The sequence below is a fragment of the Pseudocitrobacter sp. CD920760 genome (assembly GCF_057782505.1).
In genome coordinates this window covers 2,805,565-2,832,541 of sequence record NZ_CM173490.1, presented here as the reverse complement: position 1 = coordinate 2,832,541, position 26,977 = coordinate 2,805,565, and the positions used below count along the sequence as shown (strand labels likewise).

General features: G+C 53.0%; 25 protein-coding genes. 15 read left to right on the top strand and 10 right to left on the bottom strand.

From position 1 onward, the window contains the following. Nucleotides 1–47 precede the first annotated feature (47 nt). Genes AC1MKH_RS13210 through AC1MKH_RS13200 form a run of 3 tightly spaced genes read right to left on the bottom strand, consistent with a single transcriptional unit; the run spans nt 48 to nt 6,342 of the window. Nucleotides 48–2,159, bottom strand: a complete 2,112-nt coding sequence (locus AC1MKH_RS13210) for a virulence factor SrfC family protein (RefSeq protein ID WP_276220102.1) — start codon at nt 2,157–2,159, stop codon at nt 48–50. Continuing rightward, nucleotides 2,156–5,125: a virulence factor SrfB gene (locus AC1MKH_RS13205; protein WP_276220103.1), complete on the bottom strand. Its 2,970-nt coding sequence runs from the start codon at nt 5,123–5,125 to the stop codon at nt 2,156–2,158. The genes AC1MKH_RS13210 and AC1MKH_RS13205 overlap by 4 nt, the downstream gene beginning before the upstream one ends. A gap of 2 nt (nt 5,126–5,127) precedes the next feature. Beyond that, nucleotides 5,128–6,342, bottom strand: a complete 1,215-nt coding sequence (locus AC1MKH_RS13200; RefSeq protein ID WP_276220104.1) for an SrfA family protein — start codon at nt 6,340–6,342, stop codon at nt 5,128–5,130. A gap of 241 nt (nt 6,343–6,583) precedes the next feature. Here AC1MKH_RS13200 and AC1MKH_RS13195 point away from each other — a divergent pair, with 241 nt between their 5' ends. Both AC1MKH_RS13195 and AC1MKH_RS13190 read left to right on the top strand, forming a co-directional pair. Next, a complete protein-coding gene (locus AC1MKH_RS13195; protein WP_276220105.1) occupies nt 6,584–8,182 on the top strand; it encodes an ABC transporter substrate-binding protein in 1,599 nt (532 codons plus the stop codon). Nucleotides 8,183–8,191: 9 nt separating this feature from the next. Beyond that, the gene (locus AC1MKH_RS13190) at nt 8,192–8,425 is read left to right on the top strand and encodes a YdcY family protein (RefSeq protein WP_276220106.1); all 234 of its coding nucleotides are present in this window, start codon (nt 8,192–8,194) and stop codon (nt 8,423–8,425) included. Between the two features lie 3 nt (nt 8,426–8,428). Here the strand turns inward: AC1MKH_RS13190 and AC1MKH_RS13185 are convergent, their stop codons facing one another. Both AC1MKH_RS13185 and AC1MKH_RS13180 read right to left on the bottom strand, forming a co-directional pair. Then, nucleotides 8,429–8,878 (bottom strand): DMT family transporter, encoded by a 450-nt coding sequence (locus AC1MKH_RS13185; RefSeq protein ID WP_276220107.1) that lies wholly within the window; start codon nt 8,876–8,878, stop codon nt 8,429–8,431. Further along, nucleotides 8,875–9,393 (bottom strand): GNAT family N-acetyltransferase, encoded by a 519-nt coding sequence (locus AC1MKH_RS13180; RefSeq protein ID WP_276220108.1) that lies wholly within the window; start codon nt 9,391–9,393, stop codon nt 8,875–8,877. Before AC1MKH_RS13180 ends, AC1MKH_RS13185 begins: the two co-directional genes overlap by 4 nt. Before the next feature lie 39 nt (nt 9,394–9,432). Between AC1MKH_RS13180 and AC1MKH_RS13175 the strand changes: the two genes are divergently transcribed. The 3 genes from AC1MKH_RS13175 to AC1MKH_RS13165 all read left to right on the top strand — a co-directional run bounded on the left by AC1MKH_RS13175 (nt 9,433) and on the right by AC1MKH_RS13165 (nt 12,010). Then, the gene (locus AC1MKH_RS13175) at nt 9,433–10,008 is read left to right on the top strand and encodes a helix-turn-helix domain-containing protein (RefSeq protein WP_276220109.1); all 576 of its coding nucleotides are present in this window, start codon (nt 9,433–9,435) and stop codon (nt 10,006–10,008) included. A gap of 76 nt (nt 10,009–10,084) precedes the next feature. After that, on the top strand, nt 10,085–11,122 hold the full coding sequence (locus AC1MKH_RS13170) for an NADP-dependent oxidoreductase (protein WP_276220110.1): 1,038 nt from the start codon (nt 10,085–10,087) through the stop codon (nt 11,120–11,122). Nucleotides 11,123–11,350: 228 nt separating this feature from the next. Beyond that, nucleotides 11,351–12,010, top strand: a complete 660-nt coding sequence (locus AC1MKH_RS13165) for a GntR family transcriptional regulator (protein WP_276220128.1) — start codon at nt 11,351–11,353, stop codon at nt 12,008–12,010. 104 nt (nt 12,011–12,114) lie between these two features. Here AC1MKH_RS13165 and pqqU read toward each other — a convergent pair whose 3' ends face one another. Then, the gene (gene pqqU, locus AC1MKH_RS13160) at nt 12,115–14,229 is read right to left on the bottom strand and encodes a TonB-dependent receptor PqqU (protein ID WP_276220111.1); all 2,115 of its coding nucleotides are present in this window, start codon (nt 14,227–14,229) and stop codon (nt 12,115–12,117) included. Between the two features lie 259 nt (nt 14,230–14,488). Between pqqU and yncE the strand changes: the two genes are divergently transcribed. Beyond that, on the top strand, nt 14,489–15,550 hold the full coding sequence (gene yncE, locus AC1MKH_RS13155) for a 7-bladed beta-propeller protein YncE (protein WP_276220112.1): 1,062 nt from the start codon (nt 14,489–14,491) through the stop codon (nt 15,548–15,550). A gap of 50 nt (nt 15,551–15,600) precedes the next feature. On the opposite strand, the gene ansP is transcribed toward yncE, so the two are convergent. Then, nucleotides 15,601–17,043 (bottom strand): L-asparagine permease, encoded by a 1,443-nt coding sequence (gene ansP / locus AC1MKH_RS13150; RefSeq protein ID WP_276220113.1) that lies wholly within the window; start codon nt 17,041–17,043, stop codon nt 15,601–15,603. Nucleotides 17,044–17,372: 329 nt separating this feature from the next. Here ansP and AC1MKH_RS13145 point away from each other — a divergent pair, with 329 nt between their 5' ends. Next, the gene (locus AC1MKH_RS13145) at nt 17,373–17,771 is read left to right on the top strand and encodes a (R)-mandelonitrile lyase (protein WP_276220114.1); all 399 of its coding nucleotides are present in this window, start codon (nt 17,373–17,375) and stop codon (nt 17,769–17,771) included. A 281-nt stretch (nt 17,772–18,052) separates the two neighbouring features. Further along, nucleotides 18,053–19,039 (top strand): IS110 family RNA-guided transposase, encoded by a 987-nt coding sequence (locus AC1MKH_RS13140; RefSeq protein ID WP_488450733.1) that lies wholly within the window; start codon nt 18,053–18,055, stop codon nt 19,037–19,039. 216 nt (nt 19,040–19,255) lie between these two features. Here AC1MKH_RS13140 and AC1MKH_RS13135 read toward each other — a convergent pair whose 3' ends face one another. After that, nucleotides 19,256–20,566 carry an MFS transporter gene (locus AC1MKH_RS13135; RefSeq protein WP_276223922.1) on the bottom strand — a complete coding sequence of 437 codons (1,311 nt, stop codon included), beginning with the start codon at nt 20,564–20,566 and terminating at the stop codon, nt 19,256–19,258. A 69-nt stretch (nt 20,567–20,635) separates the two neighbouring features. Continuing rightward, on the bottom strand, nt 20,636–21,832 hold the full coding sequence (locus tag AC1MKH_RS13130; RefSeq protein ID WP_276223920.1) for an L-talarate/galactarate dehydratase: 1,197 nt from the start codon (nt 21,830–21,832) through the stop codon (nt 20,636–20,638). Between the two features lie 316 nt (nt 21,833–22,148). On the opposite strand from AC1MKH_RS13130, the gene AC1MKH_RS13125 reads away from it, so the two are divergent. The 6 genes from AC1MKH_RS13125 to pptA all read left to right on the top strand — a co-directional run bounded on the left by AC1MKH_RS13125 (nt 22,149) and on the right by pptA (nt 25,350). Then, the gene (locus AC1MKH_RS13125) at nt 22,149–23,153 is read left to right on the top strand and encodes a LacI family DNA-binding transcriptional regulator (RefSeq protein ID WP_276223918.1); all 1,005 of its coding nucleotides are present in this window, start codon (nt 22,149–22,151) and stop codon (nt 23,151–23,153) included. 66 nt (nt 23,154–23,219) lie between these two features. Beyond that, nucleotides 23,220–23,837 (top strand): glutathione S-transferase family protein, encoded by a 618-nt coding sequence (locus AC1MKH_RS13120; RefSeq protein ID WP_276223917.1) that lies wholly within the window; start codon nt 23,220–23,222, stop codon nt 23,835–23,837. 94 nt (nt 23,838–23,931) lie between these two features. Continuing rightward, nucleotides 23,932–24,219 carry a hypothetical protein gene (locus AC1MKH_RS13115; protein ID WP_276223915.1) on the top strand — a complete coding sequence of 96 codons (288 nt, stop codon included), beginning with the start codon at nt 23,932–23,934 and terminating at the stop codon, nt 24,217–24,219. Nucleotides 24,220–24,311: 92 nt separating this feature from the next. Continuing rightward, nucleotides 24,312–24,581 (top strand): type II toxin-antitoxin system TacA family antitoxin, encoded by a 270-nt coding sequence (locus AC1MKH_RS13110; protein ID WP_276223913.1) that lies wholly within the window; start codon nt 24,312–24,314, stop codon nt 24,579–24,581. Next, nucleotides 24,575–25,054: a GNAT family N-acetyltransferase gene (locus AC1MKH_RS13105; protein ID WP_276223911.1), complete on the top strand. Its 480-nt coding sequence runs from the start codon at nt 24,575–24,577 to the stop codon at nt 25,052–25,054. The genes AC1MKH_RS13110 and AC1MKH_RS13105 overlap by 7 nt, the downstream gene beginning before the upstream one ends. A 68-nt stretch (nt 25,055–25,122) precedes the next feature. Continuing rightward, nucleotides 25,123–25,350: a tautomerase PptA gene (gene pptA / locus AC1MKH_RS13100; RefSeq protein WP_015964345.1), complete on the top strand. Its 228-nt coding sequence runs from the start codon at nt 25,123–25,125 to the stop codon at nt 25,348–25,350. A 45-nt stretch (nt 25,351–25,395) separates the two neighbouring features. Here the strand turns inward: pptA and AC1MKH_RS13095 are convergent, their stop codons facing one another. Then, nucleotides 25,396–25,968 (bottom strand): flavin reductase family protein, encoded by a 573-nt coding sequence (locus tag AC1MKH_RS13095; RefSeq protein ID WP_276223909.1) that lies wholly within the window; start codon nt 25,966–25,968, stop codon nt 25,396–25,398. A 193-nt stretch (nt 25,969–26,161) separates the two neighbouring features. On the opposite strand from AC1MKH_RS13095, the gene AC1MKH_RS13090 reads away from it, so the two are divergent. Further along, on the top strand, nt 26,162–26,938 hold the full coding sequence (locus AC1MKH_RS13090; RefSeq protein WP_276223907.1) for an MBL fold metallo-hydrolase: 777 nt from the start codon (nt 26,162–26,164) through the stop codon (nt 26,936–26,938). The last annotated feature ends 39 nt before the right edge of the window (nt 26,939–26,977 follow it).

Here is a 26,977-nt window from a genome sequence, read left to right as displayed (position 1 = left end):
TGTAGCATACGGATTTCGCACACTTTTTTTCTGTCTTACTACATGGCTCACACCACCTTAAGAATGTGCTGAAGCGCCAGGCGGTCGGGTGTTGAGAGCTCAAAAATATCGTCCTGACATTCCCCTGCGCGGGTGTAAAGCGCCACCAGCCAGTCATACACGTAGCGGCTGGCGGCGTGTACAGGCTGCTCAGTAAGCTGCGTCAGGCGATGCGATGTTCGGGCTGGCGGGTTGGCAAATATAGCAAGCCCTACAGCCACACGGCTGGCGGGTCTTTCGGCAGTGTTGCTCCCGGCATAACCGAGCCAGGATATGAAATTGCCTATCATGGCGCGAAGCTGCGCAGGGTTCGCCTGATGCTGTGTGGCCGCGTGGCGCAATTGTTCTGCCAGCGTCAGTTGGGAACTGATGGCAATCAGCGTATCGCAAAGCTGTTGCAAAGTAGCCGGGGATACTCCCAACCGTTCAGCGCTGGCTTGCTGACGGCCCCAGTGGCGAACATGTTGGCACCACAATCGGAAAGCCAGCGTGCCAGCGTCGTGGGTTTGCTTTTGTGGCAATGTCAGCGATTTGGGTTCGGCAAACAGATCGACCACGGAGTGGATCTGGGTTGTCACGCGGGCTTCACGTGAATGCTGTACTTCAGCGATGGCATTAAAACGTTCGAGAGAAGGGAGCAATCCTTCAAGCAACTCGCCGTGATGCGCCGCCTGGCCCTGAAGAACGCGGATCATCGATTCGCATTGCGCAGAATGATATCCCTTCCCATTGAGTATTGGGCTGAGGAGCATCTGGAGGGCTTGCTGGTGTTGTGAGATTAACGTATCAAAGCGGCGATTTCGCGTTGAACGTAACGTGGCGCGTGAAAGCCATTCGATCAGGCGCGCCAGACTATTGCTGTCAAAGGCGTGTAGCGCACCCCAGCGCTGGCCAGGTTTACCGACTAAATGCTGGACAGCTTCATCATGCTGCACGGTATGCGCGGCGCGATCGTCTCGTGGGGTTATAGCCCATACCAGCCCCGGCAAGCCACTATCCTGTTGTGGTTGTGTTGTCTCAACCCACTGGCTCAGGGCTTTGGCGACACGCGGAATGGCGCTTCGCTGGTGGGTGGCATTGCATATCACCAACACATCAGGCTGCCGCTGTTGGCGGTAAGCTTCCAATAACCAATGACACTTGCTGGCCCACAATGTGCCTGACTCGTCGAACAGTGGCGCAGGGATATCGAGGATATCGACATCGTCCAGCACCATGCACGGGCTGCATAAAACCAGTTCCGCCGTCAGGAGCGCCAGCATGGAGCGAGAAAGATTGACGGTTTGTTGGCCGGGCAGCTGTAGCAGAACTGACGGATCGTTCTCGCAGGCGGCGGATAAAAATCCCTCTGTCGGCAGCAAGAACGTATCGACCAGCAGACTCAGCGGTGCATAGACATCGGTCGCGTTGCCCAGTAAATGCAAGGCATGCGACAGGGTTTGCCACTGCTGCGTAAGATCGGGGCGATCGCCCCACAGCAGTGACCACGCGCGGGTTCTGGCGCTGGGATCGAGTGACGGCAGTAGTTCAACAAACGTATACCACTCACTCTCGCCAACCTCCTGCTGTGCTGCGGGTACCACCGATTGCCAGTAATGCACCACGTTTGCGACCTCTTCAGCACTAACCGCAGCGGTCATCTGCGGCTGACGCAGGTTTTGCAGTAATGCCAGACGTTTACGAAACGTCTGTGCCCGAAAAGTACGGGTCTCGGCGTGAGCAATAAGGACCTGCGCCAGCTGTGCCTCCCGCAGTACCCGTAAACGCAACGGGAAAGCATCGTGGGGAGAAGGGGTATCACGCGTAAAGCGCAGTGCCATCTGGCAACGTTGATGGCCCGGATTAATGTGATTGAAATAGTCGAGACGCTTTTCGCCCATCGAAATCGGCAGGCGATCATCACCCTCGCCGCACAGCGCGTTCAGCAGCCAGGCCTTCGATACCTGTGAATGGCCGAATAGTGCCAGCGTGCCGCGTTGCTGCCGGGATGCTTCCAGCGCTTGCTTTTGTGCGCTCAGACCCAGCAGATGAAACAGCAGCGCATCCGCATCCATGTCCAGCCCTGGTGCATTTTTGCGCGTGGTGGAAATCCATGCCATTACCGCCTGTTCTGTATTCATGCTAAGTAAACGCTCCCGCTATCGATCCAGTAATGGCTCCCGCGATGTCGGCGGTCGGCCAGGGTATTCAGTTTCAACGTCAGGGCCTGGGGTGATACCGGCGTGCCGTCGGCAAGCCACGCATCGTTCAGGCTAAATGAGCGTGCGCATTCCGTGTTGGTGCCTCCCTGAAGCGCCAGCCGTACCTGCAACACGCCGTCACCGGCGATGACTTTCGCAAGCTCAGGTGAGTTGATGCTCAGGGTATACAGCGGCGTTGCAGGCCAGCGCGCATTGGCGAGCTGGCGGAATCCCAGAGTGACGCTGCCGCGCAGCGGGAAATGGAGGCGCGCATCCAGGGTCACGCCAGGCTTATCGAGATCGAGATCCTGATACCAGATATTTTCATCGCTCAGGGTATTCACGGTTTTATCCAGTACGCCAAGATAACGGACGGTGGAATAGGCTCCGATATCCGCCGCTTTAAAGTTAAAGTGCGGCAGGCGTAAATCGAGCGCCAGGCTGCATAGCATCGCGCCAACCGCAGCGGTAGATTTTGGATTGCCAATGCGCCCTTGCTGGCTAAATGGATACCACTCATGTACCGGGTAGCGGTCGAGCCAGACCATGCGACTCACCGGCACGGGCTGCAAATAGCGAATCAGCGCCTGCACACCGGGCAGACAACCGGGACGGCCGGTAATCAGCAGCACATCACAGGTATAATGGGTGATGGCTTCACACAAGGCGTGCAGCGGCGCGGCGAGGGTAAACTCGCCCGCCAACATAGCGTCGTGCAGGTCGCGGAACGTTACCGCCATCGGTACTGACAGCACATCAAAGGTTTTGCTTTCAGCGGGTAACGCGTGCTCTACGGCCTGATTAATGTAATTCAACACACTGCGGGTAAGCGGTTGTTCGAGCAGTTCGCCGAACGTCGCGTGCAGTCCGGCAAACGGATCGGCGGTATCGCTCTGCTCCCAGGCGGCGAGAATGGCATGCCCGATGGGGATAAACAGCTGCAGCGTGGTCTGCTGGCGCAGGACTGCCAGTGCATCCAGTCGCCCAGAATCACCAAAAAGTGTCGCCATCAACGCTGTAGCGTCGTTCACACCGGCTCGTTGCAGATGTGTTTGCAACGCAGGAAGGACGCAGCGCTGGATGATATCCAGCAGGACGTCGTCTCCTGCCACTTTGAAGCCTTCGCGAAACAGCAACTGGGGCGTAATTTTGACGTTGCCGCCCGAGCCATCATCAAGTTGGTATTGGGTAATGGCCATGTCGGTGGTTCCACCGCCCAAATCAATAGACGCGATGCGTAGCGTGCGCTCGCGGGCAATGTCAGGATCTTCAGGCCGATCCGGGCGGGCGAGCGCAGCAAACAGCGCCTCTGTTTGGCCGCAATAATGGGCAATCGCTTCGTTATACAGCCAAACCAGTTGGCCACAGCTGGCTTCGTCCCATGCCATTTGAATCTGCGGCAGCGGTATTCGACACTGGCGTGCATCAAATTCATCATCCTGCGGATGCCAGCCCAACGCTTTCCACACCAGCGCCAGCGCGTCAGACATCCGGCGGCGGAAGATTTCACGCTCCTGTTTTGGCATTGCCGAGGGGAGTGTGAGGATCAGGGTGCGCAACTGGCGGGGCGACGCCGGAAAGCCGAGGCGTAACCGGGTGGCGACACTATTGATCTGACCCAGCGCCTGCGCCAGTAATTCACAGAGCATATGTGTCATCAGCGTACTGCGGCTGTAATGCGGCGTAAATACCGGCATTCGCTCATCCTGAGGGAGGTTGAACAGCGGTTCGCCGTCGTCATTCATCAGATTCATTAACGGCGAGGCCGTCGCCAGCGGTTCACGCTGTGATTTACCGTTTAACTGGCTGAAGCGCCAGCTTTGCACGGTTGGCGTTTCATCCCACAGATAGCGTCGTGGGCTGGAAAGCCCGCTATAGCCTTCAGTACCGGTACGCTGCATTGCCAGCTTGCGAGCCTCGTCGCCAACGCGGACCAGTGATGGCCAGATAAACGCATTTTCACGCCCGCTTTCAACAGAAAAGTGCTGCTTACCAAACCGCGTCTGTGCAAACTCCACCCGGCTGGTAAACATCGGCGCATTCAAAAATTGCGGCTGACTCAGCGAGCGAACCTGGACTTCAGCTGTCTGCCGCAGCCCATCATTGGCGTCGCCATGATCTTCAATCAGTACGCCACAGGTGTGCGTATTGCCGACATCCAGAATCAGGTCAACTGGAATTGCAGGGGTGCTAAGCGTAGTGGTTACTAACTTTACTTCCGGAACGACCAGCTGTTCGCCAAGCATCGCGACGATGTTGAGCCAGTGCCCCTGATATTCAAACATCCGCATCGCTTGCGCCAGATCCTGTTCGCTGCGCGGTTCATGTTGATGCAGCGCCTGGGTAAAGGCCTCGCGCAGCCAGCCATCGATCCACGTCTGATCGAGAAAATCGGTCAGTTCGTCATCCTGGCAGGCCAGCGCAAAGCGCGTGCCGTTGAGAACGTCATTCTCGACTGGCGCCAGTGTTGCAGGGTCATTACTGCGCGTCTGGCTATCGAAAGCTAACGTCACGCGATGGCTATTACCGGCACTGTCGGGCGTTTCAAGCTTACGGATTTGCACGCGCGCCCAGTTATCAGGTCCCTCAACGAAGGTGCGTGGCGGATTAAAGCGGAAAAAAGGCAGCGGAAGCCATACGCCATCCAGCAAACTGAGTGAGTGGTGCAGATCCAGCGTACTTTCCGGTTTGACCACCTCGGGTTGATTCCGGGCATCGCCCGCCAGCGTGTAGCGCAGATGCGCGGCATCCCAGCTCAATCGTAGCAGCGGGCCATTGGCGGTTTTACGCACAAAGCGGCCAATGCCCGGGGAACTTTGCGGCGTCAAGCCAAAATCAAGAAACTGCACGCCGCTGTCGGCAATTAGCGTAACGCTTTGTTTATAATCGCAAAGAGTGACAAGCATCGTCAGGCTCCGATTTTCTTAAAGGTGACAGGTACGATCTTGTCTGCGCTATAGCGCGCGGTACAGGTGGCAACATCAAAGGTGTTCGCTTTGCAGCTAATTTCTGGCATTGGGAAGCGCGAACCATCGCTACAGCGCGCCGTACCCCGACTTTTAATCAGCAGTTCGCCGTTCTGATGCAACCCGGCGAACAGGGCGACCCGGCAGATAATGTTGTCGCCATGTACCAGACGGGCCGTACCTTTGTTGTTTTCAATCTGATAGCGCAGCGACGGGGCATTTTTCATTTCAAGTAAAAGCCGCCAGTTGCCGTTCAGGAAACGTGTCGTTCCGGCGCGGAGCTGGTTGGGTTCCATCACCAGCACATCTTTAGCAATGGGGGCCAGTACAATGTTATTAACCGGAGCTGGCTGTTCCGTATGGCTGGCGAGCTGTAAGGACAGGGCGCGGGTTAGCGTCGGCAATGTTGGGGAGATAACCGCCGGGGAATGCGCCAGTATAGGCGCTGGCGCTGATGGCCAGAACAGCGAGGCGGCTATCGCGACAATGAGTGCCGCCGCGAAGGGCAGCGCCCAACGCCAGCGTCCTCGCGCCGTGGCGGCGCGGTGAGTGATGGGGGCTACATTGGAAGCCGATTCCTGTTCGTAAAGTAGCGGAATATCGGCCTGAGCAAAGGCTACCATCGGTTCAGTGGGCGAGTCGTCGGCAGGAAGATGTTCAATGAGCGGTTCTGGCTCAGCGATACGTAGGCAAGCAAAAGCATCGCCACGAGGGCTTTCGTTGAGGTTAACAAATCCCCAGAAGCAAATAACCGGTTTGTCATTCACCAGAAAAAGATGGTTCTCGCCCGGAAACTGCAATGTATTTTCCAGCAACGCGCCGAAGAGCTGTTGTGCAGGTTTACCGGATTGCTGACAATTGCCGGAGAGTATCCACACCGTTTGCTGGAGAGCGTCAAGATAGCGCAGGGCAGCTTCGCGCTGAGCCGCGCTGGCGGCGTTCCAGCTGACTACGCTGCCTTCAACAGGCGAATACCAGTCAACGCGATCGCCTTCATCATTTAACTGCGGAATCGCCAGACTGCCACATACGGCGAATTGTTTACGCAGGCGAAGGGTTTCGCGCACCTGATTTGCCGAATCAAACACGGCTTGCCCGCCGCCACCCACCGCCTGAAAATCATCAAGATTTCCGCTGCGTAAGAGAATTTTTGCCACGTTATTGCCCTTTAGACTTCTTCACGTCATTACTTTACGCAATGGGGCATAACAACAAACGGTGAATGAGAGGGGCAAAATGGGTATTTCTCGGCGTATTAAGTGAAATTAAACCAGACTGATGAAGAAAGCAGCATTTGCCACCGCTTTTGCATATCCTGAGATAAATTGGTTATTTGCCAGCTCTGAAACCCTGTGCTGTTATTAAACCCCATATAATAAAATCGAAAGGCTTATAACCATGTCTACAGGGAAAACACTTCTCGCGCTGGCGCTGAGTGCATTATTACCGGCAAGCGCGGCGTGGTCCGCGAACAACGACACGCTGATTTACTGTTCAGAAGCGTCACCTGAATCTTTTAACCCGCAAATTGCCAGTTCCGGCCCGTCATTCGTCGCCAGTTCACAGGTGCTGTATAACCGTTTGATCAATTTTGATCCGGTGAAGAATACGCCGATACCGTCGCTGGCAACCGAGTGGAAAATTTCACCGGACGGGTTGACCTATACGTTTACCCTGCGTCAGGGAGTGAAATTCAACAGTAATAAATTCTTCAAACCCACCCGCGACTTTAACGCTGATGATGTGGTGTTCTCTGTGCTGCGCCAGAAAGACGCCGATCATCCGTACCATAATGTCTCGCAGGGCAGCTATGAATATTTCCACGATGTTGGCCTGGATTCGCTCATTAAAGAGGTGAAAAAGGTCGATGATTATCACGTTCAGTTTGTCCTTAATGAACCGAACGCCGCGTTTCTGGCTGACTGGGGGATGGATTTCGCGTCGATACTTTCCGCTGAATATGCCGATGCAATGCTGAAGAAGGGCACCCCGGATAACGTCGATAACTGGCCGATTGGCACCGGGCCGTATGCGTTGCAACAGTACAAAGTTGACTCGCTCATTCGCTACATTGCCAACCCGAACTATTGGGATGGCGAAGTGCCAACGAAACACCTTATTTTCTCTATCACGCCAAATGTCCAAACCCGTCTGGCAAAACTGCAAACCAACGAGTGTCAGATTATCCCGGCGCCGTCGCCGGTCCAGTTTGCGGAAATTACCAAGAATAAAGATCTGACCCTGCATAAAGTCGATGCGCTGAACGTGGGTTATCTGGCATTTAATACCGAGAAAAAACCGTTTGATAATGTGCTGGTGCGTCAGGCGCTGAACTACGCTACCGACAAGCAGGCTATTATCAAGGCCGTATTTTTGGATTCTGGTACGGTCGCGAAGTCGCCGATCCCGCCGAATATGCTGGGCTTTGACAAGAATCTGAAGGACTACACTTACGACCCGGAAAAAGCGAAAGCACTACTGAAACAGGCAGGGCTGGAGAAAGGCTTTGAAGCGACGTTATGGTCGATGCCGGTACAGCGCCCGTATAACCCAAATTCGCGGCGTATCGCGGAAATGATCCAAAGCGATTGGGCGAAAGTGGGCGTAAAAGCCAAAATTGTGTCGTATGAGTGGGGCGAATATCTGTCAGGGATGCGCAAAGGCGAGCATGATACCGCGCTGTTTGGCTGGATGTCGGACAATGGCGATCCGGACAACTTTGCCGGCACGCTGCTGGGTTGCGGCAGTATTAAATCCGGCTCCAATGCCGCGCGCTGGTGTAATAAAGAGTATGATGGGCTCGTGAAAAAAGCACTGCTTGCAAGCGATCCGGCAAAACGCGCTGCGCTCTATGGTCAGGCGCAGGAGATTTACTTCCAGCAAGCGCCGTGGATCGCGCTGGCGAACGGAAAAACGTTCTACGCGACGCGCAGTAACGTGACGGGGTACAGCGTCAGCCTGATGGGCAGTGATTTTTCGAAAACGAAAATCAATTAAGGAGTGTGTATGTCACATCTGGATGAGGTCATTGCGCGGGTTGACGCCGCGATTGATGAGAGTGTGATCGCTCATATGAATGAACTGCTGGTGGTGCTCAGCGATGATGCGGAGCTTAACCGGGACGATCGCTATACGCAGCAGCAGCGCTTGCGTACAGCGATTGCGCATCATGGTCGTCAGCATAAAGAGGATGAGGAGGCGCGTCGCGACCAGCTCACCCGTAGCGGCACCATTCTGTAACGCTTAAAACTGGCGTCTGGCCACCAGCCAGGCGCCGACCACCAGCATTATTGCACCGCACACCGGGCCGATTAGCGCTCGCCACGCAATTCCCTCAGTTTTCACGATATCCATCACCAGCCCGCCAATCAACTGGCTGGCGACCAGCACCGCAATAGTCGTCGCCGCGCCCACGTATTGATAGCCGCTGATACTGGCAAAAACAAAAAACGACCCCAGCAGGCCCGGAATCAATGTCCACCATTTTACCGCAGATACCAGCTCACTCGCGCCCGCCAGCCCGTACTTCACCAACAGAATACTGACAAACAGCACGATGCCGACCAGCGAATTCAGCAGCATGGCGATCAGAATAGTCGAGGAGCTCTGAGTGATGCGCACCATGAGCGTATTCTGAATCACCAGGCCAATGCCAGCGGCAACCAGAAACGCTAAGGTGAGGGTGCTGTTCATGCTTTTCCATCCGGATCGGTGCGGTTATCCAGCTGTAGTTGCATGAAGGTGAGATCCAGCCAGCGGCCAAATTTTGTGCCGACTTGCGGCATCTGCCCGGTAGTGATGAACCCTAAGGTTTCATGCAGATGCAAAGACGCGGAGTTCTGCGCCTCAATACCCGCCACCATGACGTGCTTGCCACGACGGCGCGCTTCTTCAATCAACGCTGTCAGCAGCGCGCGGCCAAGACCTTTTCCCTGATGATCCGGATGAACGTACACTGAATGCTCCACCGTATGGCGGAAACCATCGAAAGCTCGCCAGTCGCCATAGGAAGAGTAACCGGTCACCACGCCGTTTTCTTCGCTCACCAGCACCGGAAAATGGGCGAACTGACGGGCTTCGAACCAGGCGATACGGTTGTCGGTATCCACGGTTTTGTCGTTCCAGATAGCCGCGGTATGCACGACGGCATGGTTATAGATTTCGGCGATCGCCGCGCAATCTTCTTTCGTCGCAAAACGAATGTTCATGACTTGAACCTCAGAGAATGTTCACTATAGTATAACGATATGAATACTATTGAAGACAATTTAAATCAACGGATCGGTGCAAGAATTCGTATCGAACGTGAATCACGCGGCTGGTCATTGAGCGATCTCACCGAGCGTGCGGGCGTCTCTCGCGGCATGATCCATAAAATCGAACGCGGCGAGAGCAGCCCGACGGCGGCGTTGTTGGCACGTTTGTCTGGTGCTTTTGGTATTAGCATGTCGACGCTGATTGCGCGAGCCGAAATGCAGGAGGGTAAACTGCTGCGCTTTGCGGATCAGCCAGTCTGGCACGATCCGCAAACGGATTATTTGCGTCGTCATGTTTCACCACGCAGCGATATGCCGATTGATCTCGTCCAAATTGAACTGCCTGCGGGCAGCGATATCCCGATGCCAGCCTCGGCTTATGCCCTGGCGCGGCAATTGATCTGGCTGACGAAAGGCGAACTGGTTTTTGTCGAGGGCGATACGCGCCATGAGATGAGGGCGGGGGATTGTCTGGAGCTGGGGCCGCCAAACGACTGCCGGTTTATTAATGAGACGAAAGAAGCCTGTACGTATCTGGTGGTAAGGCTCAACACGCCTCCGGCTTGATGCGCCGCATATTGTTAAACGTAAAGTGTGAATCAACGCTACGCTCTGTACAGGTTTTCAAACAAAGGCACAGGTTATGACCAAAGACACATTACGTCAGCGTCGCTGGGTTCTGGCATCACGTCCGCACGGTGAGCCGGTGGCTGATAATTTCCGCCTTGAAGAGGCAACTGTTCCTGAACCCGCAGAGGGCGAAGTGCTGCTACGCACAGTTTATCTTTCACTCGATCCCTACATGCGTGGGCGAATGAGCGATGCACCATCTTACTCACCGCCGGTTGAACTGGGAGCGGTGATGGTGGGCGGCACCGTTAGCCGGGTAGAGCAATCGCGTCATCCGAACTTTAAAACGGGTGAATGGGTACTGGGTTACAGCGGTTGGCAAAGCTATGATGTATCCAACGGTGAAGGGCTGGTGAAGCTTGGCGATGCGCCGGAGCATCCTTCCTGGTCACTCGGTATTCTCGGCATGCCAGGTTTTACCGCTTATATGGGTCTGCTCGACATCGGCCAGCCTAAGGCGGGTGAAACGTTGGTGGTGGCTGCCGCCACGGGCCCGGTTGGGGCGACGGTGGGGCAAATCGGTAAACTAAAAGGCTGCCGCGTGGTGGGTATTGCGGGCGGGCCAGAGAAATGCCGTCATGCGGTGGAGGTACTGGGGTTTGATCTCTGTATCGATCATCGGGCGGAGGATTTTGCCGAACAGCTTGCCAGCGCCTGTCCGGCAGGGATTGATGTGTACTACGAAAACGTAGGCGGTAAGGTTTTTGATGCCGTATTGCCCCTGCTGAATACGTCGGCACGCGTGCCGGTATGTGGCCTGGTGAGCGGTTATAACGCTACTGACCTTCCTGATGGCCCCGACAGACTGCCGCTGCTGATGGGCACTTTGTTGAAAAAACGGATCCGCATGCAGGGCTTTATCATTGGCCAGGACTATGGCCATCGCATCGGCGAGTTTCAGGAGGAGATGGGCCGTTGGGTGCAGGAAGGGAAAATAAAATACCGTGAACAAATTATTGATGGCCTGGAGAATGCGCCTGCGGCGTTAATCGGCCTGTTAAAAGGGGAAAATTTCGGCAAAGTCGTTATTCGCCTCGCCAACGATAAGTAAAAATTGAAACGGCGTAGTCAATACGCCGTTTTTTTTCGTGCAAAAATATCATAAACCGCTTTAATATAGTGTAACAGAAGCGTTGATATAAAACGCTCAGTCAAAAGCATGACATTTAGAAATTCATTCTCTCGCCATCATCAGGAAATGCAACACCGTCAGGTAGTCAATAACCGTATTTGAGATATGGCCCTGTGTTGGGTCATGACGATGAGAGCGACCATTATTATGTTTGATTTTGCCAAAGCGCAAAGATTGAGTCTGACTCAACAGGTAGAACAAAATTTAAAAAATGCATTAATTATTGGCGCGCTAAAACCCGGCGCGCGCCTGGTGACGAAAGATATCGCTGAAAGCCAGGGAATTAGTATTACGCCCGTACGTGAGGCCTTGCTGCGTCTGGTCTCGTCCGGCGCGCTGTACGCGGCCCCGGCACAGGCATTTTTAGTCCCGGAGCTTAATCTGGAACGTTATAATGAAATTCAGATAATCCGGAAGAAGCTGGAAGGCATGGCGGCAGCGGCAGCGTCTGAAAAAATGACCATAGAAAAAGTAAGTCAATTACAGCGATTAGTCGAAGAGTTTCACTCAATTAAAAGCAGCGGCGACATCGCTAAAACGTTACAGTCAAATTATCAGTTTCGTTTTCGCCTCTATGAATTTGCTGAGATGCCGACATTAACGGCGCTAATTGAGCAACTCTGGGTTCGCATTGGGCCCAGCTTCAATTATTTATACCCGCACGCGGATGAACAATTCTATCAGCGTGAGTTTTATCGCTCATTGCTTTTGGCGTTAGCGAAAGGCGCACAGGTAGAAAGTTATGATGCTATGTGTGAAGTTATAGATGAAAGCGGGGCATTATTGCAGCAGCAATACATTAATTAATTTCAGGTATTAATTAGTGTTGATTAATAATGAAGTGTTAAATTTAGCGAATATTAAATATAGATGAAAGAACCCTCATCCCGCCGGGACGAGGGTTGGGGTGCTTACTCGAAGGTCCAGCCCACGTTTAAACCCACACCGTAGTTACGCCCCGGAGCGGGTTCGTAGTAGCGGCCATTTGATTCGTTAACGATGACTGAGCCGACATACTCGCGGTCAAACAGGTTATCCGCGCGACCAAAGACGTCCATATTCACCTTGCCGATGTTGAATTTATAGCCTGTGTTCAGGCCAACAACCGTCCACGATGGCGCTTTGGCGGTATTTTCATCATTGGCCATGATATCGCTCAGATAACGAATATCGCCCCCGGCATACCAGCCGCTTTCTGGTTCATATCCCAGTGAGGCAAATCCCATATTACGCGCGATGCCCGGCATGCGGTTTCCGTTACAGTTGGTGTCGTCGCAGACGTTGGTACGATAGGTAGCATCCAGATAGGTCCACGCGGCTTTCGCACGCCAGTTCTCAGCAAAGCGTTGATCAAGCGATAGTTCTGCACCCTGACGGCGCGTTTTACCGGCATTTTTATAGCTGGTACGCCCGCCGCTGCTGGCATCGGTGACAATCTCGTTGTCAGTGTTGGTCTGGAAGAGGGCAACTGAGAGCAACCCGTTGCCGATACGGGTTTTACTGCCAATTTCGACGGTGTCATTGGTCGAGGGTTTAAGATCGAAATTCAAACCACTTTTCCCATCTGAGCGATAAGAAAGCTCGTTGATGGTCGGCGTTTCAAAACCGCGCCCGGCAGAAAGATAGACGTTCCACGCATCAGTGATGGCGTACTTCAGAGAACCGGCGGGCAACCATTTGTGATAATTCGCGTCGCCGCTGTCGTTGCCATTCTCAGAGGTAATGTAGTGATCGTTGGAATCAAACCAAACTGAACTATAGCGTACCCCGGCATCCAGGCTCAGTTTATCCGTCAATTGCCACTGTGTTTGCAGGTAGGGGTCGAGGTTCCACATCAGGTTACGTTCGTTGCGGCGCAAATCGCCTTTCTGACCATACTCCGGCGTGCTGCCATTCATCACAAAGTTTTCATACCCTTTGCGCTGTTCGCTCATGTTTTCATAATCGAGCCCGGTGGTGAAGGTCACCGGCACCAGCAGTTCGCCCCGGTGCGTCCAGCGGGTATCAATACCCTGATAATGGCGGGTCAGTTCAATCACGCCACCTGCGTGCTTCGGGTTATTAATTTGTGGCGTGTCGGGAATCGATTGGTACTGCGTGGTTTCGCGCTCGCCGGCGTAGAGCATCATGCTCAGATCATCGTTTTCCGTTAACTGACGATCGTAGCGTAAGCCTGCCTGAGTTTGCTTGATGGTTTTGCGGGTGTGGTACTGCTCAGCGCGGGGTGACTGCTGCGGGTTATCGCGCCATTCGCTTTCGGTTAGACCGCCTGCATCGTCGGCTTTAATATCGACGCTGTTAAACAGCAGCGTCAGTTTGCTGGCGTCATCAATGCGCACACCCAGTTTAGCGTTAGCGAGATTTTTCTGGGCGCCGCTACGATCGCGATAGCCATGCGTCGAAAAGCGGCTGGTGGAAACGGTGTAATCGACGTCGCCCGCCTGCGTGCCGTCACCCACGGCGCCGGAGGCTTTCAGGCCATATCGCCAGCTACCAAAACTACCGTAATAGCTGCTGGCTTCTATCGTCCCTGGTTGCTGCCCGGTTTGCGTGTTGACGTTAATCACACCGCCGGAAGAGTTCCCGTACAGCGCCGAGAAGGGTCCGCGCAGTACATCAATGCTTTCGACGCTATTGATATCAATATTAGAGGTCTGCCCCTGACCATCTGGCATAGTGGCGGGAATGCCGTCAACGTAGAGACGCAGCCCACGTACGCCAAATGTTGAACGCGCACCAAAACCGCGAATCGACAGCTGAAGATCCTGCGCGTAGTTCTGGCGATTTTGCACCTGTAAACCCGGTACTGCGCCAAGAGACTCGGAGAGATTAACGCGCGGGGTGGCGTGACGCATTTCCTCGCCATCGACCACGCTCACGGCAGCTGGGGTATCCAGTTCTGACAAGGTCTGTGGAGCCGCGGTGACGATAATCGTTTGCTCATCGGCTGCAAAAAGGGCAGGCGAGAAAATGAGCGGTAAGAGAAGCGCCGGAAGCGATGCTGAATGTACATTTATGATTTTCATTAGAAACCCGCAAGACGAACCAAATGGAACATATCCTGGTCATGTTAATACTTATGTAAACATATTGAAAACTTTAGTGGCACTTTGCGTTAAACATGATGTCGAGAGGTGAAATTTTTTGCCCGGGACAGGGAATTAAGACTCCACTTTGCGTCAATTAATGATTACTATTCGCATCTATAAAACGTCGTGCAATGACGCGATGAAGTTAAGAAGCCTTGTGAAGCAGTAACATATTGGTCCATCAAAGGGAGTCGTCATGTCATTACGTCAATTGTCCGCACCGCGTCTGCGTCGTTCGTTATTACTGAGCACTCTGTTACTGGCGGGCAGCTTTAGCGCCCATGCCGCCGACGAGATGCTGCGCAAAGCGGTCGGCAAAGGGGCTTATGAAATGGCCTATAGCCAGCAGGAAAATGCGCTCTGGCTGGCTACATCACAGAGCCGTAAACTCGATAAAGGCGGCATCGTTTACCGTCTCGACCCGGTGACGCTGGAAGTTACCCAGATTATCCATAACGATTTAAAACCGTTCGGCGCCACGATTAATAACCAGACCCAGACCCTGTGGTTTGGCAATACCACCAACAGCACTGTGACGGCGATTGACGCCAAAACGGGCGATGTGAAAGGCCGTCTGGTTCTTGATAACCGCAAACGCAGCGAAACCGTGCGCCCGCTGGCAACGCGTGAACTGGCTGTGGATGAGAAAACCAACACCGTTTACGTGACCGGGCTAGGTAAAGAGAGCGTTGTTTGGGCGATTGACGGCGAGAAACTGGCGCTGAAAGCGACCATCGAAAATACCGGTAAAATGGGCACTGGCCTGGCTGTGGATGCAGACAAGCAGCGTCTGTATGTGACCAACGGTGACGGCGAGCTGGTGACTATCGACACCGCGAGCAACAAAGTGCTGGAGCGTAAGAAACTTCAGGACGATGGCAAAGAACACTTCTATATCAACATCAGCCTGGATACCGCAGGTCAGCGTGCGTTTATCACCGACTCTAAAGCACCGCAGGTGCTGGCGGTTGATCTGAAATCTGGTAAGGTCCTGGCGACTATCGATACGCCAGAATCCCTGGGCGTACTCTACAACCCAGCCCGTAATGAAGTTTACGTGACGCAACGTAAAGCGGGTACCGTGACGGTGATTGATGCGAAAACCTACAAGGTGACCAAAACCATCAAGACGCCAACCTTCCCGAACAGCCTGGCGCTTTCTGGCGATGGCAAAACCCTGTACGTGAGCGTGAAGCAGGAATCGACTCGCGAGAAAGAAGCGACTCAGCCGGACGATGTGATTCGTATCGCGCTGTAATATAAAAAAAAGCGGCTAATCAGCCGCTTTTTTTTATTCTCTTATATCAATTATGGTGCCGAGCGATGAATCTCATGCACGCGCTTACGTACACCAAACCAACCCGCAACCAGCAGTACTGCAATCACCGGAATTGAGCCAATGGTGTAGGTACCGTTTGGATAATCAAACGCCATCAGCACCAGCACGCTGAACAGGAACAGCAGCGTCAGCCAGGAGGTGAACGGTGCGCCCGGTAGCTTAAAGCTGATATCCGCCGCTTTACCTTCTTTAATCGCTTTGCGCAGACGCATCTGGCAGACCACGATAAAGGCCCAGGATGCAATAATCCCCAGTGATGCCACGTTCAGGACAATTTCAAACACCTGGGACGGCACCAGATAGTTCAGGAATACGCCGACGACATAGACGCCGAGTGTCGCCAGAATCCCCGCGTAAGGCACGTGCTGGCGGCTCATTTTGGACATAAACTTCGGTGCGGAACCGCCCATCGACATCGAACGCAGAATACGTCCGGTTGAATAGAGGCCCGAGTTCAGGCTGGAGAGCGCCGCAGTCAGGACCACCACGTTCATCACATCGCCCATATACGGCACGCCGAGTTTTGAGAAGAAGGTGACAAACGGGCTCTGGCCTGCCTGATAGGCGTTCCACGGCAGCAGCAGCACCAGCAGCACGACAGAACCGACATAGAACAGGCCGATACGCCAGATAACGCTATTGATTGCGCGCGGCACGGTGTTTTGCGGATCTTTCGCTTCACCGGCAGCGGTGCCAACCAGTTCAATAGAGGCAAAGGCGAAGACCACGCCCTGAACCAACACCAGCGCGGGCAGCAGGCCGTGCGGGAAGAATCCGCCATTATCGGTGATGAGATGGAAGCCGGTGGCGTTCCCGTCAAGCGGCTTACCGCTGCCGAGGAAAATCGTGCCGACAATCAGGAAGGCGACGATGGCCAGCACTTTCACCAGTGCGAACCAGAACTCCATTTCGGCGAACCATTTCACGCCGATCATGTTCATGGTGCCGACGATCGCCAGTGCGCCCAGCGCAAACACCCATTGCGGTACATCGCCAAACGCGCCCCAGTAGTGCATATAGAGGGCCACGGCGGTGATGTCGACGATCCCGGTCATCGCCCAGTTGACGAAATACATCCAGCCTGCGACGTACGCGGCCTTTTCGCCGAGGAATTCACGAGCATAAGATACGAAACTACCGCTGGAAGGGCGGTGTAATACCAGTTCACCCAATGCGCGCAATATAAAGAAAGAAAAGATGCCGCACACCAGATAGACGATAGCCAGCGACGGCCCCGCCATCTGTAAACGTGCGCCCGCGCCGAGAAACAGGCCGGTACCAATCGCGCCGCCGATAGCAATCATCTGGATCTGACGATTGCCCATCGCTTTGTGATAACCCTCTTCGTGGGAGTTCAGCCAACGGCGTTTCGCCGCACGCTGCTCCTCGGTGGTGTTGTGCTTTGTATTCATTAATTTTATACCTGCTTACCTGTCTAAATCCTTCACGGATGTCCTGTTACCCCGCGCAATAACAAACGATTGCGTGGATAGCAAATTATGCTGTCTTTCTCACGTTTCTGATGCAGAGATAAGACAAACATGGCGCTGCATCCTACACAAAACGCCAAATTGACGCAAAAGATAGATGAAGGATCTCAGGGCTGCTCACAGCGCGGTTGTCGTCGATTCAGCAAACTTAACGATTTATGAATTCCGTTCATGGCTCCTTTCATATTTGCCCGGCTAATACTTATCGCCAGGATGCGCTACGGTATTAAGCACAACGTAAGGAGAAACCGATGAAAATTATTCGTAGTGGATCGCTGCCGTCAGTCAAAGGCCCGGACAGCTGGTTTACCGGTACTGTCAGAATCGATGCGCCTTTTCAGGCTGAAGCCCCCGCGAAAGTGGGTGGGGCAACGGTGACGTTTGAACCCGGCGCACGCACCGCCTGGCATACGCATCCATTGGGCCAGACGTTAATTGTGACGCAGGGGCGCGGTTGGTTGCAGGAGTGGGGGAAAGCGCCGGAAGTGCTGAACCAGGGCGATATCGCGTGGATCCCGCCGGAGGTAAAACACTGGCATGGCGCAAGTGCTGAAACGGCAATGACCCATATCGCCATTGCTGAAGCCGAAAATGGCAGCCCGGTCACCTGGCTCGAGCAGGTGACAGACGAACAGTATAAAGAGTGTTAACGTTAGCCTGAACATTTCAGGTTGCTGACGAAGTGTGCTTTGTTCTTGCCGGATGCGCTACGCTTATCCGGCCTTGTATCTTGAACTGGTAGCTGATTAGCTATCAGCTACATGAAACGGGAGAAGCTTGTATCCGGCCTGAAGACATCGATCTTTCGACGTAGCTTAAGCCTCCCGTTTCACCTTTCACGTCACTCAAAATCCGAACGGTAACCAGAAGCTCTGACTTCGTATGTACAAGGCTGGAATGACGTGTTGGCTCAGGTGAAAGGAGATTCTCGATGTGTACTCTCGGTATTGATGTCAGTAAAAATAAAATCGATGTTTGTCTGCTTACTGCCGGTCCCGGCGGCAAAAAAAAACACAAAGTTCTGACCAATGAACCCGACGTCTCCAGCAAAGTTATCGACTGGCTGAGCGCACAAAAATGCGTTCCGGAAAGTGTGACGGTCGTGCTGGAAGCGACGGGTATCTACCATGAAAATCTGGCATATGGCCTGCATGAAGCCGGTGTCAGAGTCTGCATGGCTAATCCCTATCGTGTTCGTGAATTTGCCAGCGGGATGGGTATTCTCAACAAGAATGATGCTGTGGATGCCTTCGTTCTGGCCTGTTATGGCGAGCTGAAACACCCGAATGCCTGGGTTCCACCTTCGCCCGAAGTCCGCAAGCTGAGGGCGCTGCTGCGCCAGCGGGATGCCCTGAAAGAGGATGTTCAGCGCACGGTGAACCGGCTGGAAAAAGCGAATTCCACAACCACTCCGCAGGAGGTCATCCGTTCACTTGAGCGGACGAAAAGCTGGCTGAGCGATGAACTGGCCCGGATAGAAAAACTCATAACCGATCATACAGATAACGATCCGGGGTTGAAGGCTGATCTTGATTTACTGAAATCGATCAAGGGCGTTAAAGATCAGGTCGGGCGGGAGATGCTGGCACTGCTGAAAGACGGGACGTTCAAAAGCGCCTCACAGGTCGCGGCTTATCTGGGTATCACGCCGGTAGAGAAAACGTCGGGGAGTTCGGTACGTGGCAGACCCCATATGTCAAAGACAGGGCCGTCGGAAGTACGGGCTAAGCTGTATGTTGCAGCGCTGAGCGCGTGCCGCTGGAACAAACAGGCAAAAGCTGTTTATGAACGACTGGTCGCAAAGGGTAAAGCCAAAAAAGCCGCACTGGGAGCGGTTATGCGCAAACTGGTGCATTTATGCTTCGGAGTGTTAAAAACGCGGCTTCTCTGGGACGAAAATTATGCAGCTACCGCTTGACGTTCAAGACGGTAGCTACAAAATGTTGCCTGTTCAATATATTGCAGGAGTCCGTAGGCCTGATAAGCGTAGCGCATCAGGCAATGTTCTTACCAGAAAAGCCATTAAGGAAGGAGATGAAGAAGGGGCGGAACGTTGAATCTGCGATTAAAAAACGCCACTCCGGCGGAGTACAGTCATACCGGAGTAGCGGTGGCGATATATCGCCAGGTTCGGTTACGCCGCAGACGGCGTAAGGGTAATACGATCCAGTGGCCCGACAATAAACAAATACGAAGCCAGGCCGATAAGCCCCATTGAGCCAACATACAGAATCGCATAATCAAAAGATTGGGTATTCGCGAGGATCACGCCAATCACCAGTGGCGTCACAATGCTCGCGAGATTACCACACATATTGAAAACGCCACCCGCAATACCTAACACCTCTTTAGGCGAGGTATCACTCAACACGCACCAGCCCAGATTACCAAATCCTTTGGCAAAGAAGGCCAGGCTCATGGCCGCAATCACCACAAATTCCGAAGACGTGTAGTTGGCGACAATAATAACGCACGAAAGCAGCATGCCACAGATAACCGGGAATTTCCGCGCGGTCGTCAGGCTGTAACCGCGTTTAAGTAGCCAGTCAGAGAAAACGCCCCCCATTAATCCGCCGATGAACCCTGCGATCGCGGGGATACTGGCAACAAACCCAACTTTAAGAATCGACATTCCCTTAGCCTGATACAAATAGGTCGGAAACCAGGTCAGGAAAAACCAGGTAATGGATGTCACGCAGAACTGTCCGATGTAAACGCCAATCATCATTCGGTTTACGCACACGCTTTTGATTTGCGCCAGCGTTAGTTTGTGTTGTTCTTTTTTACTACCCAGAGTCGGCTCACCGCCGCCCTCGCGAATATAATCAAGTTCCTGCTGATTTACCTTGGGATGTTGCAGCGGATCTTTCACTTTTACCAGCCAGAATATGCCCAGCAAAACGCCAATCGCACCAATGTAATAGAACACATAATGCCAGCTCAGGTTGTGCAGAATGATGGTCATTAACGGCGTAATAATGCCCAATGAAATATACTGCGCCGCCTGATACACCGAGGTGACGAATCCGCGTTCATTGTTTGGAAACCACTGCACGCTTAAACGACTGTTTGCCGGGAAGGCCGGTGCTTCAATTGCACCCATCATTAAGCGCAGCACTACCAGTACAATGAGCGGGCTGGCATAAAGATAAATGGTGCCCTGAAACATCGTTACCAAAGACCAGCCGATTAATGCGCAACCGTAAACCAAACGTGAGCCGTAACGATCTAACAGCCAGCCACCGGGCAGTTGCATGATGACGTAGGAAATCCCAAATACAGAAAATGCGAGGCCCATTGATTCCGGATCAAATCCCAGCTCTTTACTCATAATCGGTGCGACAACGGATAGTGTTGCGCGATCGGCATAGTTAAATACGGTTGCTAAAAACAGAAATATCAAAATGCTGTAACGGACATTGGTACGTTTTATTATTGTATTCATCACCCACTCCTTTTTCAGGGTTGCGAGAGAATGTTGTAGGGAAAGAGGGCGGGATAACCCGCCCGAAAATTACGGACGTTTTCCGAACTCACAGGAGAGCTGCGTCCAGCGACGGGCCTGCTCGCTGAGGCTGAAACCCAGACCGTGGCGATCGGAAATCCACATCCGGCCATCCCGCAGTTCTAGTTGTTCATTAAACAGCGGGTTCAACCACTCGAAATGCTCCAGCCACGGCTCCAGTGGATAGGCCGCGGAAAGATGTAAATGCACTTCCATCGCGAAATGCGGCGCCAGCTTACGACCATGTTTAGCGGCGAGATCCATAATCTTAAGGAACGGAGAAATTCCCCCTACGCGCGGCGCATCCGGCTGAACAAAATCACTGGCATTACCCAGAATCAGCTGTTCATGCTCGCGGAAGCTGGTCAACATTTCACCGGTAGCGATAGGCGTATCCAGCGCGGCGGCAAGCTGTGCGTGGCCCTCCACGTCATAGGCATCAAGCGGCTCTTCAATCCAGATTAAATTGAACTGTTCCATTTTTCGGCCCATACGAATGGCGGTTTCGCGATCCCACTGCTGATTGGCATCGACCATCAGCGGGAAATCATCGCCCAGCGCTTCACGTACGGCGGTCAGACGGCGGATATCCTCCGCGCAGTTTGGCTGGCCGACTTTCAGTTTGATACCACCAATGCCGTTTTCACGTGAAATCACCACGTTCTTAAGGACCTGATCCAGCGGCGTATGCAGGAAACCGCCTGAGGTGTTGTAGCACTGTACTGAATCGCGATGTGCGCCCAAAAGTTTCGCCAGCGGTAATCCCGCACGTTTTGCTTTCATATCCCACAGGGCAATATCGATAGGGGAGATGGCCTGAACGGCCATGCCACTTCGGCCAACGGATGCCCCGGCCCACAGTAGTTTGGTGTAAATCTTATCGATATCGTTGGGATCTTCACCCAATAGGTTGTCGGCAATTTCTTTGGCATGCGCGTAAATACCCTGGCCGCCAGCGCGTTTGGAATAGCTAAAACCAACGCCTTCGAAGCCATCGCGACTGCGAATTTCGGCGATGATAATTGCCACCTCGGTCAGCGGCTTCTGGCGTCCGGTAAGTACTTTTGCGTCGCTAACCGGGGTGGCAAGTGGCAGGAAGGCCAATGAAAGCTTGACCCATTCAATACGGTCACCCGTTTCTGCAGCGGTTTTACTGTTGGCCGCTTTCGCGTAGGTCACTGACTCGGAATTTGCGCTAAAGGTCATAAATGTCTCCTGATAAATAAATGTTTGCGCTAACATTTGTATCCTGGCATTTTTTAACAGGCCAGAGGATTGGGTTAAATTTGAACAAATGATCACAATAGTGTGACTAAAAAGGGAATATCGTGGTATTGATTTCACATTCCAGGCAGCTTTGTGGAACTGCACAATGCATAATGATATCGCTAACATTTTGTAATTAATGTTATTCTCTAAGCGGTTGTTTTTGCTGAGACAGGAATGAGGCCGTCTGGTAATAGCGGGAAACATCATGAATAATGCATATTCAACATTATCCTCTGAGGCAGGACTAACCACATTGAAACGTCCCGAAACACCCCGTGCGCCAACGCTCGAAGACGTCGCGCGTGCTGCCGGATTGTCCTCAATGACGGTAAGCCGGGCGCTCAATACGCCGCAGTTGGTGAGGCCAAAAACGGTCGAAAAAGTGATGCAGGCGGTGCGTGCCACGGGGTATATCCCGAATGCACTTGCTGGCGGACTGGCATCACGGCGTAGCAAACTCATTGCCGTTGTGGTGCCGCAAATTAACAACAATATGTTTGTTGATACCATTCAATCGTTGAGCGATACCCTGGCCCAGCGCGGTTATCACATTCTGCTGTGCGTAGCGGGTTATACGCAGCAAGCGGAAGCTGAACTGGTAGCAACGCTGCTTTCTCGTCGCCCGGATGGCGTGGTGCTTACCGGTATTCATCACACCACGGAACTTAAAAAGGTGATACTTAATGCCGCTATTCCGGTGGTAGAAATCTGGGATCTCACCCCCACGCCGTTGGATATGCTGGTGGGATTTTCCCATGAAAAGGTCGGTCAGGCGACGGGGGAATATCTCATAAAGAAAGGCTACCGACGTCCTGGATTACTGTGGACCGCCGATCGCCGTGCCGCACAACGTAAGCACGGTTTATGCGAGGTATTGAGGCGTCATAACATTGACGAACCGCCGCAAGTCGATGTTCCGCTCCCCGCTTCGCTGGCGCTCGGGCGTAGCGGGTTGAGCCAGCTTTTAGCCGAAAGCGAATTCGATATCATTGTTTGTAGTTCTGACACGCTGGCGCAGGGGGCCATCATGGAAGCGGAATCCCGCGGGGTACGTATACCTCAGGATATCGCGGTAATGGGATTTGGCGATCTTGATTTTGCCGCGTTTAATCGTCCGGCAATCACCACGGTAAGCGTTGACCGACGCGGGATCGGTGAACGTGCGGCGATACTGTTGGCCGATCGTATCGAGCATGTCACGCGCGATGAAACGATTCTGGATTTAGGGTTTGAACTCATTGAGCGAGAGTCGGCGTAGACATCGTTTATCATCACTTTCACCTGTTGCACTACACTTATCCCTTTCCCCAAAAGTGGAGGCAGCATGATAACGCTCTACGGTGTACCGGGCTGGGGTTCCGCTATCAGCGAACTGATGCTCACACTCGCGAAAATTCCCTACACCTTTATTGATGTTGATGGTTTCGATCAGCCGGGGCCGAAGCGCGAGTTACTGAAAGTGCGCAATCCGCTTTGTCAGGTGCCAACGCTGGAACTGGAAAACGGCGAAATCATGACCGAAACGGCAGCTATTGCCCTGATGGTGCTCGATCGTTGCCCTGATCTTGCGCCGCCAATTGGTCGAGCGGAAAGGCAACAGTTCCAGCGTCTGCTTATCTGGCTGGTCGCCAATGTGTATCCCACTTTCACCTATGCTGATTATCCCGAGCGTTGGGCAGCCGAAGCCTCGGAGCAGTTAACAGAAAACTGTATTGAATACCGCAAGTCTCTTTATCGTTGGCTGGAAACACAGCTAAGCGCTCAGCCCTACGCGCTGGGTAGTGAAATCACATTGCTCGATTGCTATATCGCGGTGATGATGACCTGGGGCCCGCGACGCCCGTGGTTTGAGCTCAACACGCCAGGGTTAGTGTCGGTGGCCGGCGCCGTCTACCAGCGAGGCGATCTCCAGCAGGTGCTGCGTGATAATAAATTAATCTAAATCATAAACGCGTAAGAGGAAGTACGGTTAAGGTAGGGGCTCGCAGGAACGCGTCATAGCGTCGTCTATTCATTCAGGACAGGATGTCACAACAATGAAATCATATCGTTCACTCTCACTTGCCGTCATGCTTCTGACTGCCTTCAGTGCGCAAAGCGAAACGGCTGTTCCTCAGGATGTTCAGCGTTTTATCGATGAGGCCGAAATATGCCAGCATCTGGCCGGAGAGTGGGACCCGTCACTTCCGGAGCAACAGCAGAAAGAGATAAAAGCCGGTGTCGACGAGCACTGTTCAAAGGCGGAGAAACAACTTCCTGCATTACGCGGTAAGTACAGTGAAGAACAGGATATTCTGGCGATGATTTCGGGGTATTCGTTGTAAGTGAGTCTGGTGTAAGGAGCTGCATTACCGGTTGCGGACTGCTGAAAAAAGATACTATAATTTGTATATCCATTGTATATACGGACTCCATTATGACTAGTAGAAATAAAGAAGCGCCCATCAACCTTAGAGCGAATCAACGTCAGCGTGATCTGATTGATCTTGCGGCGCAGCTTATCTCGCTTTCTCGCACTGATTTTATGCTTAATGCTGCCTGTGAAAAGGCACAAGAAGTACTGTTAGATCAACGACTGTTTATCGTAAATGACCAACAATTTGCTGAATTTCAACGTATTCTGGACACCCCCTTATCTGAGAATAAAGGTTTTCAGGAACTGATGAGTGATAAATATTCATGGTAAAAGATCTCACGGAGAGATTAACTCATTCCCACAATGTGGATGAGTTTAGCTGCGGTGAGCCAGTGCTGGATAACTGGCTTCGCAGTCGGGCATTAAGTAATGAAGAGAGTGGCGCGACAAGAACATTTGTTTTATGTCCAAAAGGCAGCCAGCAGGTAATCGGATATTACTCTTTGTCTACAGGCGCTATCCAGCGTGAAGCGGTACCCGGTGCTTTTCGTCGAAACATGCCAGAACCTATTCCCGTTGTTTTAATTGCACGGTTCGCCGTAGATAGCGCGTTTCAAAAGCAGCGCTGGGGAGGCAAACTTCTGCGCGAAGCGGTAATGCGTGCGATGTTAATCGCGGAAACGGTAGGCGTGCGTGGCCTCGTCGTGCATGCGCTTAATGATGCCGCCAAGGCGTTCTATCTGCGCTTCGGTTTTGTTGCATCCCCGGTGCAGCCCCACACGCTGGTTCTTGCCCTTCGTTAACGCACAATTTAACAACCCGCCCGCCGTACCTGTGGTAGCTTTAAACCTCTTATAATAAGGAGCCTGCTATGCCACACGTTGATATCAAAAGTTTTCCTCATGAACTGAACGCCGAAGAGACCGAAGCGCTGGCTGCGGATATTACCGAGGTGATCATCCGCCATCTGCACAGCAAAAACAGTTCCGTGAGTGTCGCCTGGACGCAGGTTCAGCCAGAAGCGTGGAAAGAAGTCTGGGATAGCCAGATTGGCCCGCACATGAATGAGCTTATTAAAAAGCCGGGTTACAGCATGTAATGCTTCGCCGGGTGGCAGTGGCTATCCGGCGAAACGTTCTGCAGGTTAATCCAGCGCGCGCACCAGCTTTCCGCTGGTGACGAACGTTCCCGCGCCAAGATGATGCAGCGTATTGCGTTTATCATCGTCAAACAGCCAGCGCCCTTCGATAAAAGCATTGCCATCAGCGGCGGCAGAGACGACTTCGCCAAACAATGTGTCGTATTTTTCGGCGGCATTGATTTCCGGCAGCAGTCGGCACTCCATCCACGCCAGACACTTTTCCTCAATCATGGGCAACCCCAGGACCGGACCATTAACGGTTGGGATGCCGTAGCTGTTAAATTTATCCTCATCGCGCCCGGACGTGCTGCCAACGGCGTAAGTCCAGTTGGTGGCAGCAACCCCCGGCACCACGATGCCAAAGGTGCCGTTACGCTCGATAAGCTCGCGTGACCAGGCGCTTTTATCCACCACAATAGCAATACGCGGCGGATCAAACTCCACGGGCATCGACCACGCTGCTGCCATCACATTGCGACGGCCGCTTTTTTCGTCCTTGCTGGTGATAAGGATCGTCGGGCCATGATTCAGTAAACGGCTGGCATGTCTTAACTCAACAGGGCGGAAATGGCTCATAGGGTGTCCAATAAAAGTTTATACATCATAATAGTAATGTCGTATCTCTCGCATAAAGCAAGTGCGTACCGGGCGAATCGCCACTGTCGATAAAAAGTGGCTCAATTCCATCGATGTTTGTCAATCAGGCCTATTTTGCAGGATGGCAACAGCCGCCATACTGGTGCCATCTGAACACGTCAGGAGTACTGAGATGAAAATTACCCAGGTGCGCAACGCAACCCAGATTATCCATTTTGCCGGTAAGTCGTTCCTTATCGACCCGCTGCTGGCAGCGAAAGATGCCTATCCTGGCTATGCAGGTTGTGTTCGGTCTCATATTCGGGTACCGATGGTGGAATTACCCTTTGATATCGAAACGCTGTTAGCGGTGGATGCCATTATTGTGACCCACACGCATCCGGATCATTGGGATGACGCTGCGGTTAAGCTGATTCCAAAAGATAAGCTAATTTATGTGCAAAATGAACGCGACCGCGCATTATTAACCTCGCAGGGTTTTACACATCTGTCGGTATTATCAGAACATTCAATGTTCAGTGATATTGAGCTGATTAAAACCGAGGGGCAACACGGTTCGGACGCGGCTTATGCCGATGCGGCGGTCGGTGAGCGAATGGGCGACGCCTGCGGCGTAGTCTTCCGCCATCCGTCAGAGAAAACGCTCTATCTCATTGGCGATACTATTTGGGTCCAACCCGTTGCGGATAACCTGCATCGCTACCAGCCCGGCGTCGTCATTATGAATACCGGCTGGGCGCATATTTTAAAATACGGCCCGATTATTTTTGGTGCTGAAGATCTTATTCGCGCGCATCTTATTGTGCCGGAAGCACACATTGTTGCTACCCATATGGAAGCGATTAATCACTGCCTGTTAACCCGTAAAGAACTACTGGAATATGCGCGCATCAATGAAATCGATGCATTTGTCAGCGCACCGGATGACGGTGAAACGATTGCATTCTGATATCACCTCGGCCACCGCACAAAAACGCCAATAGAGAGG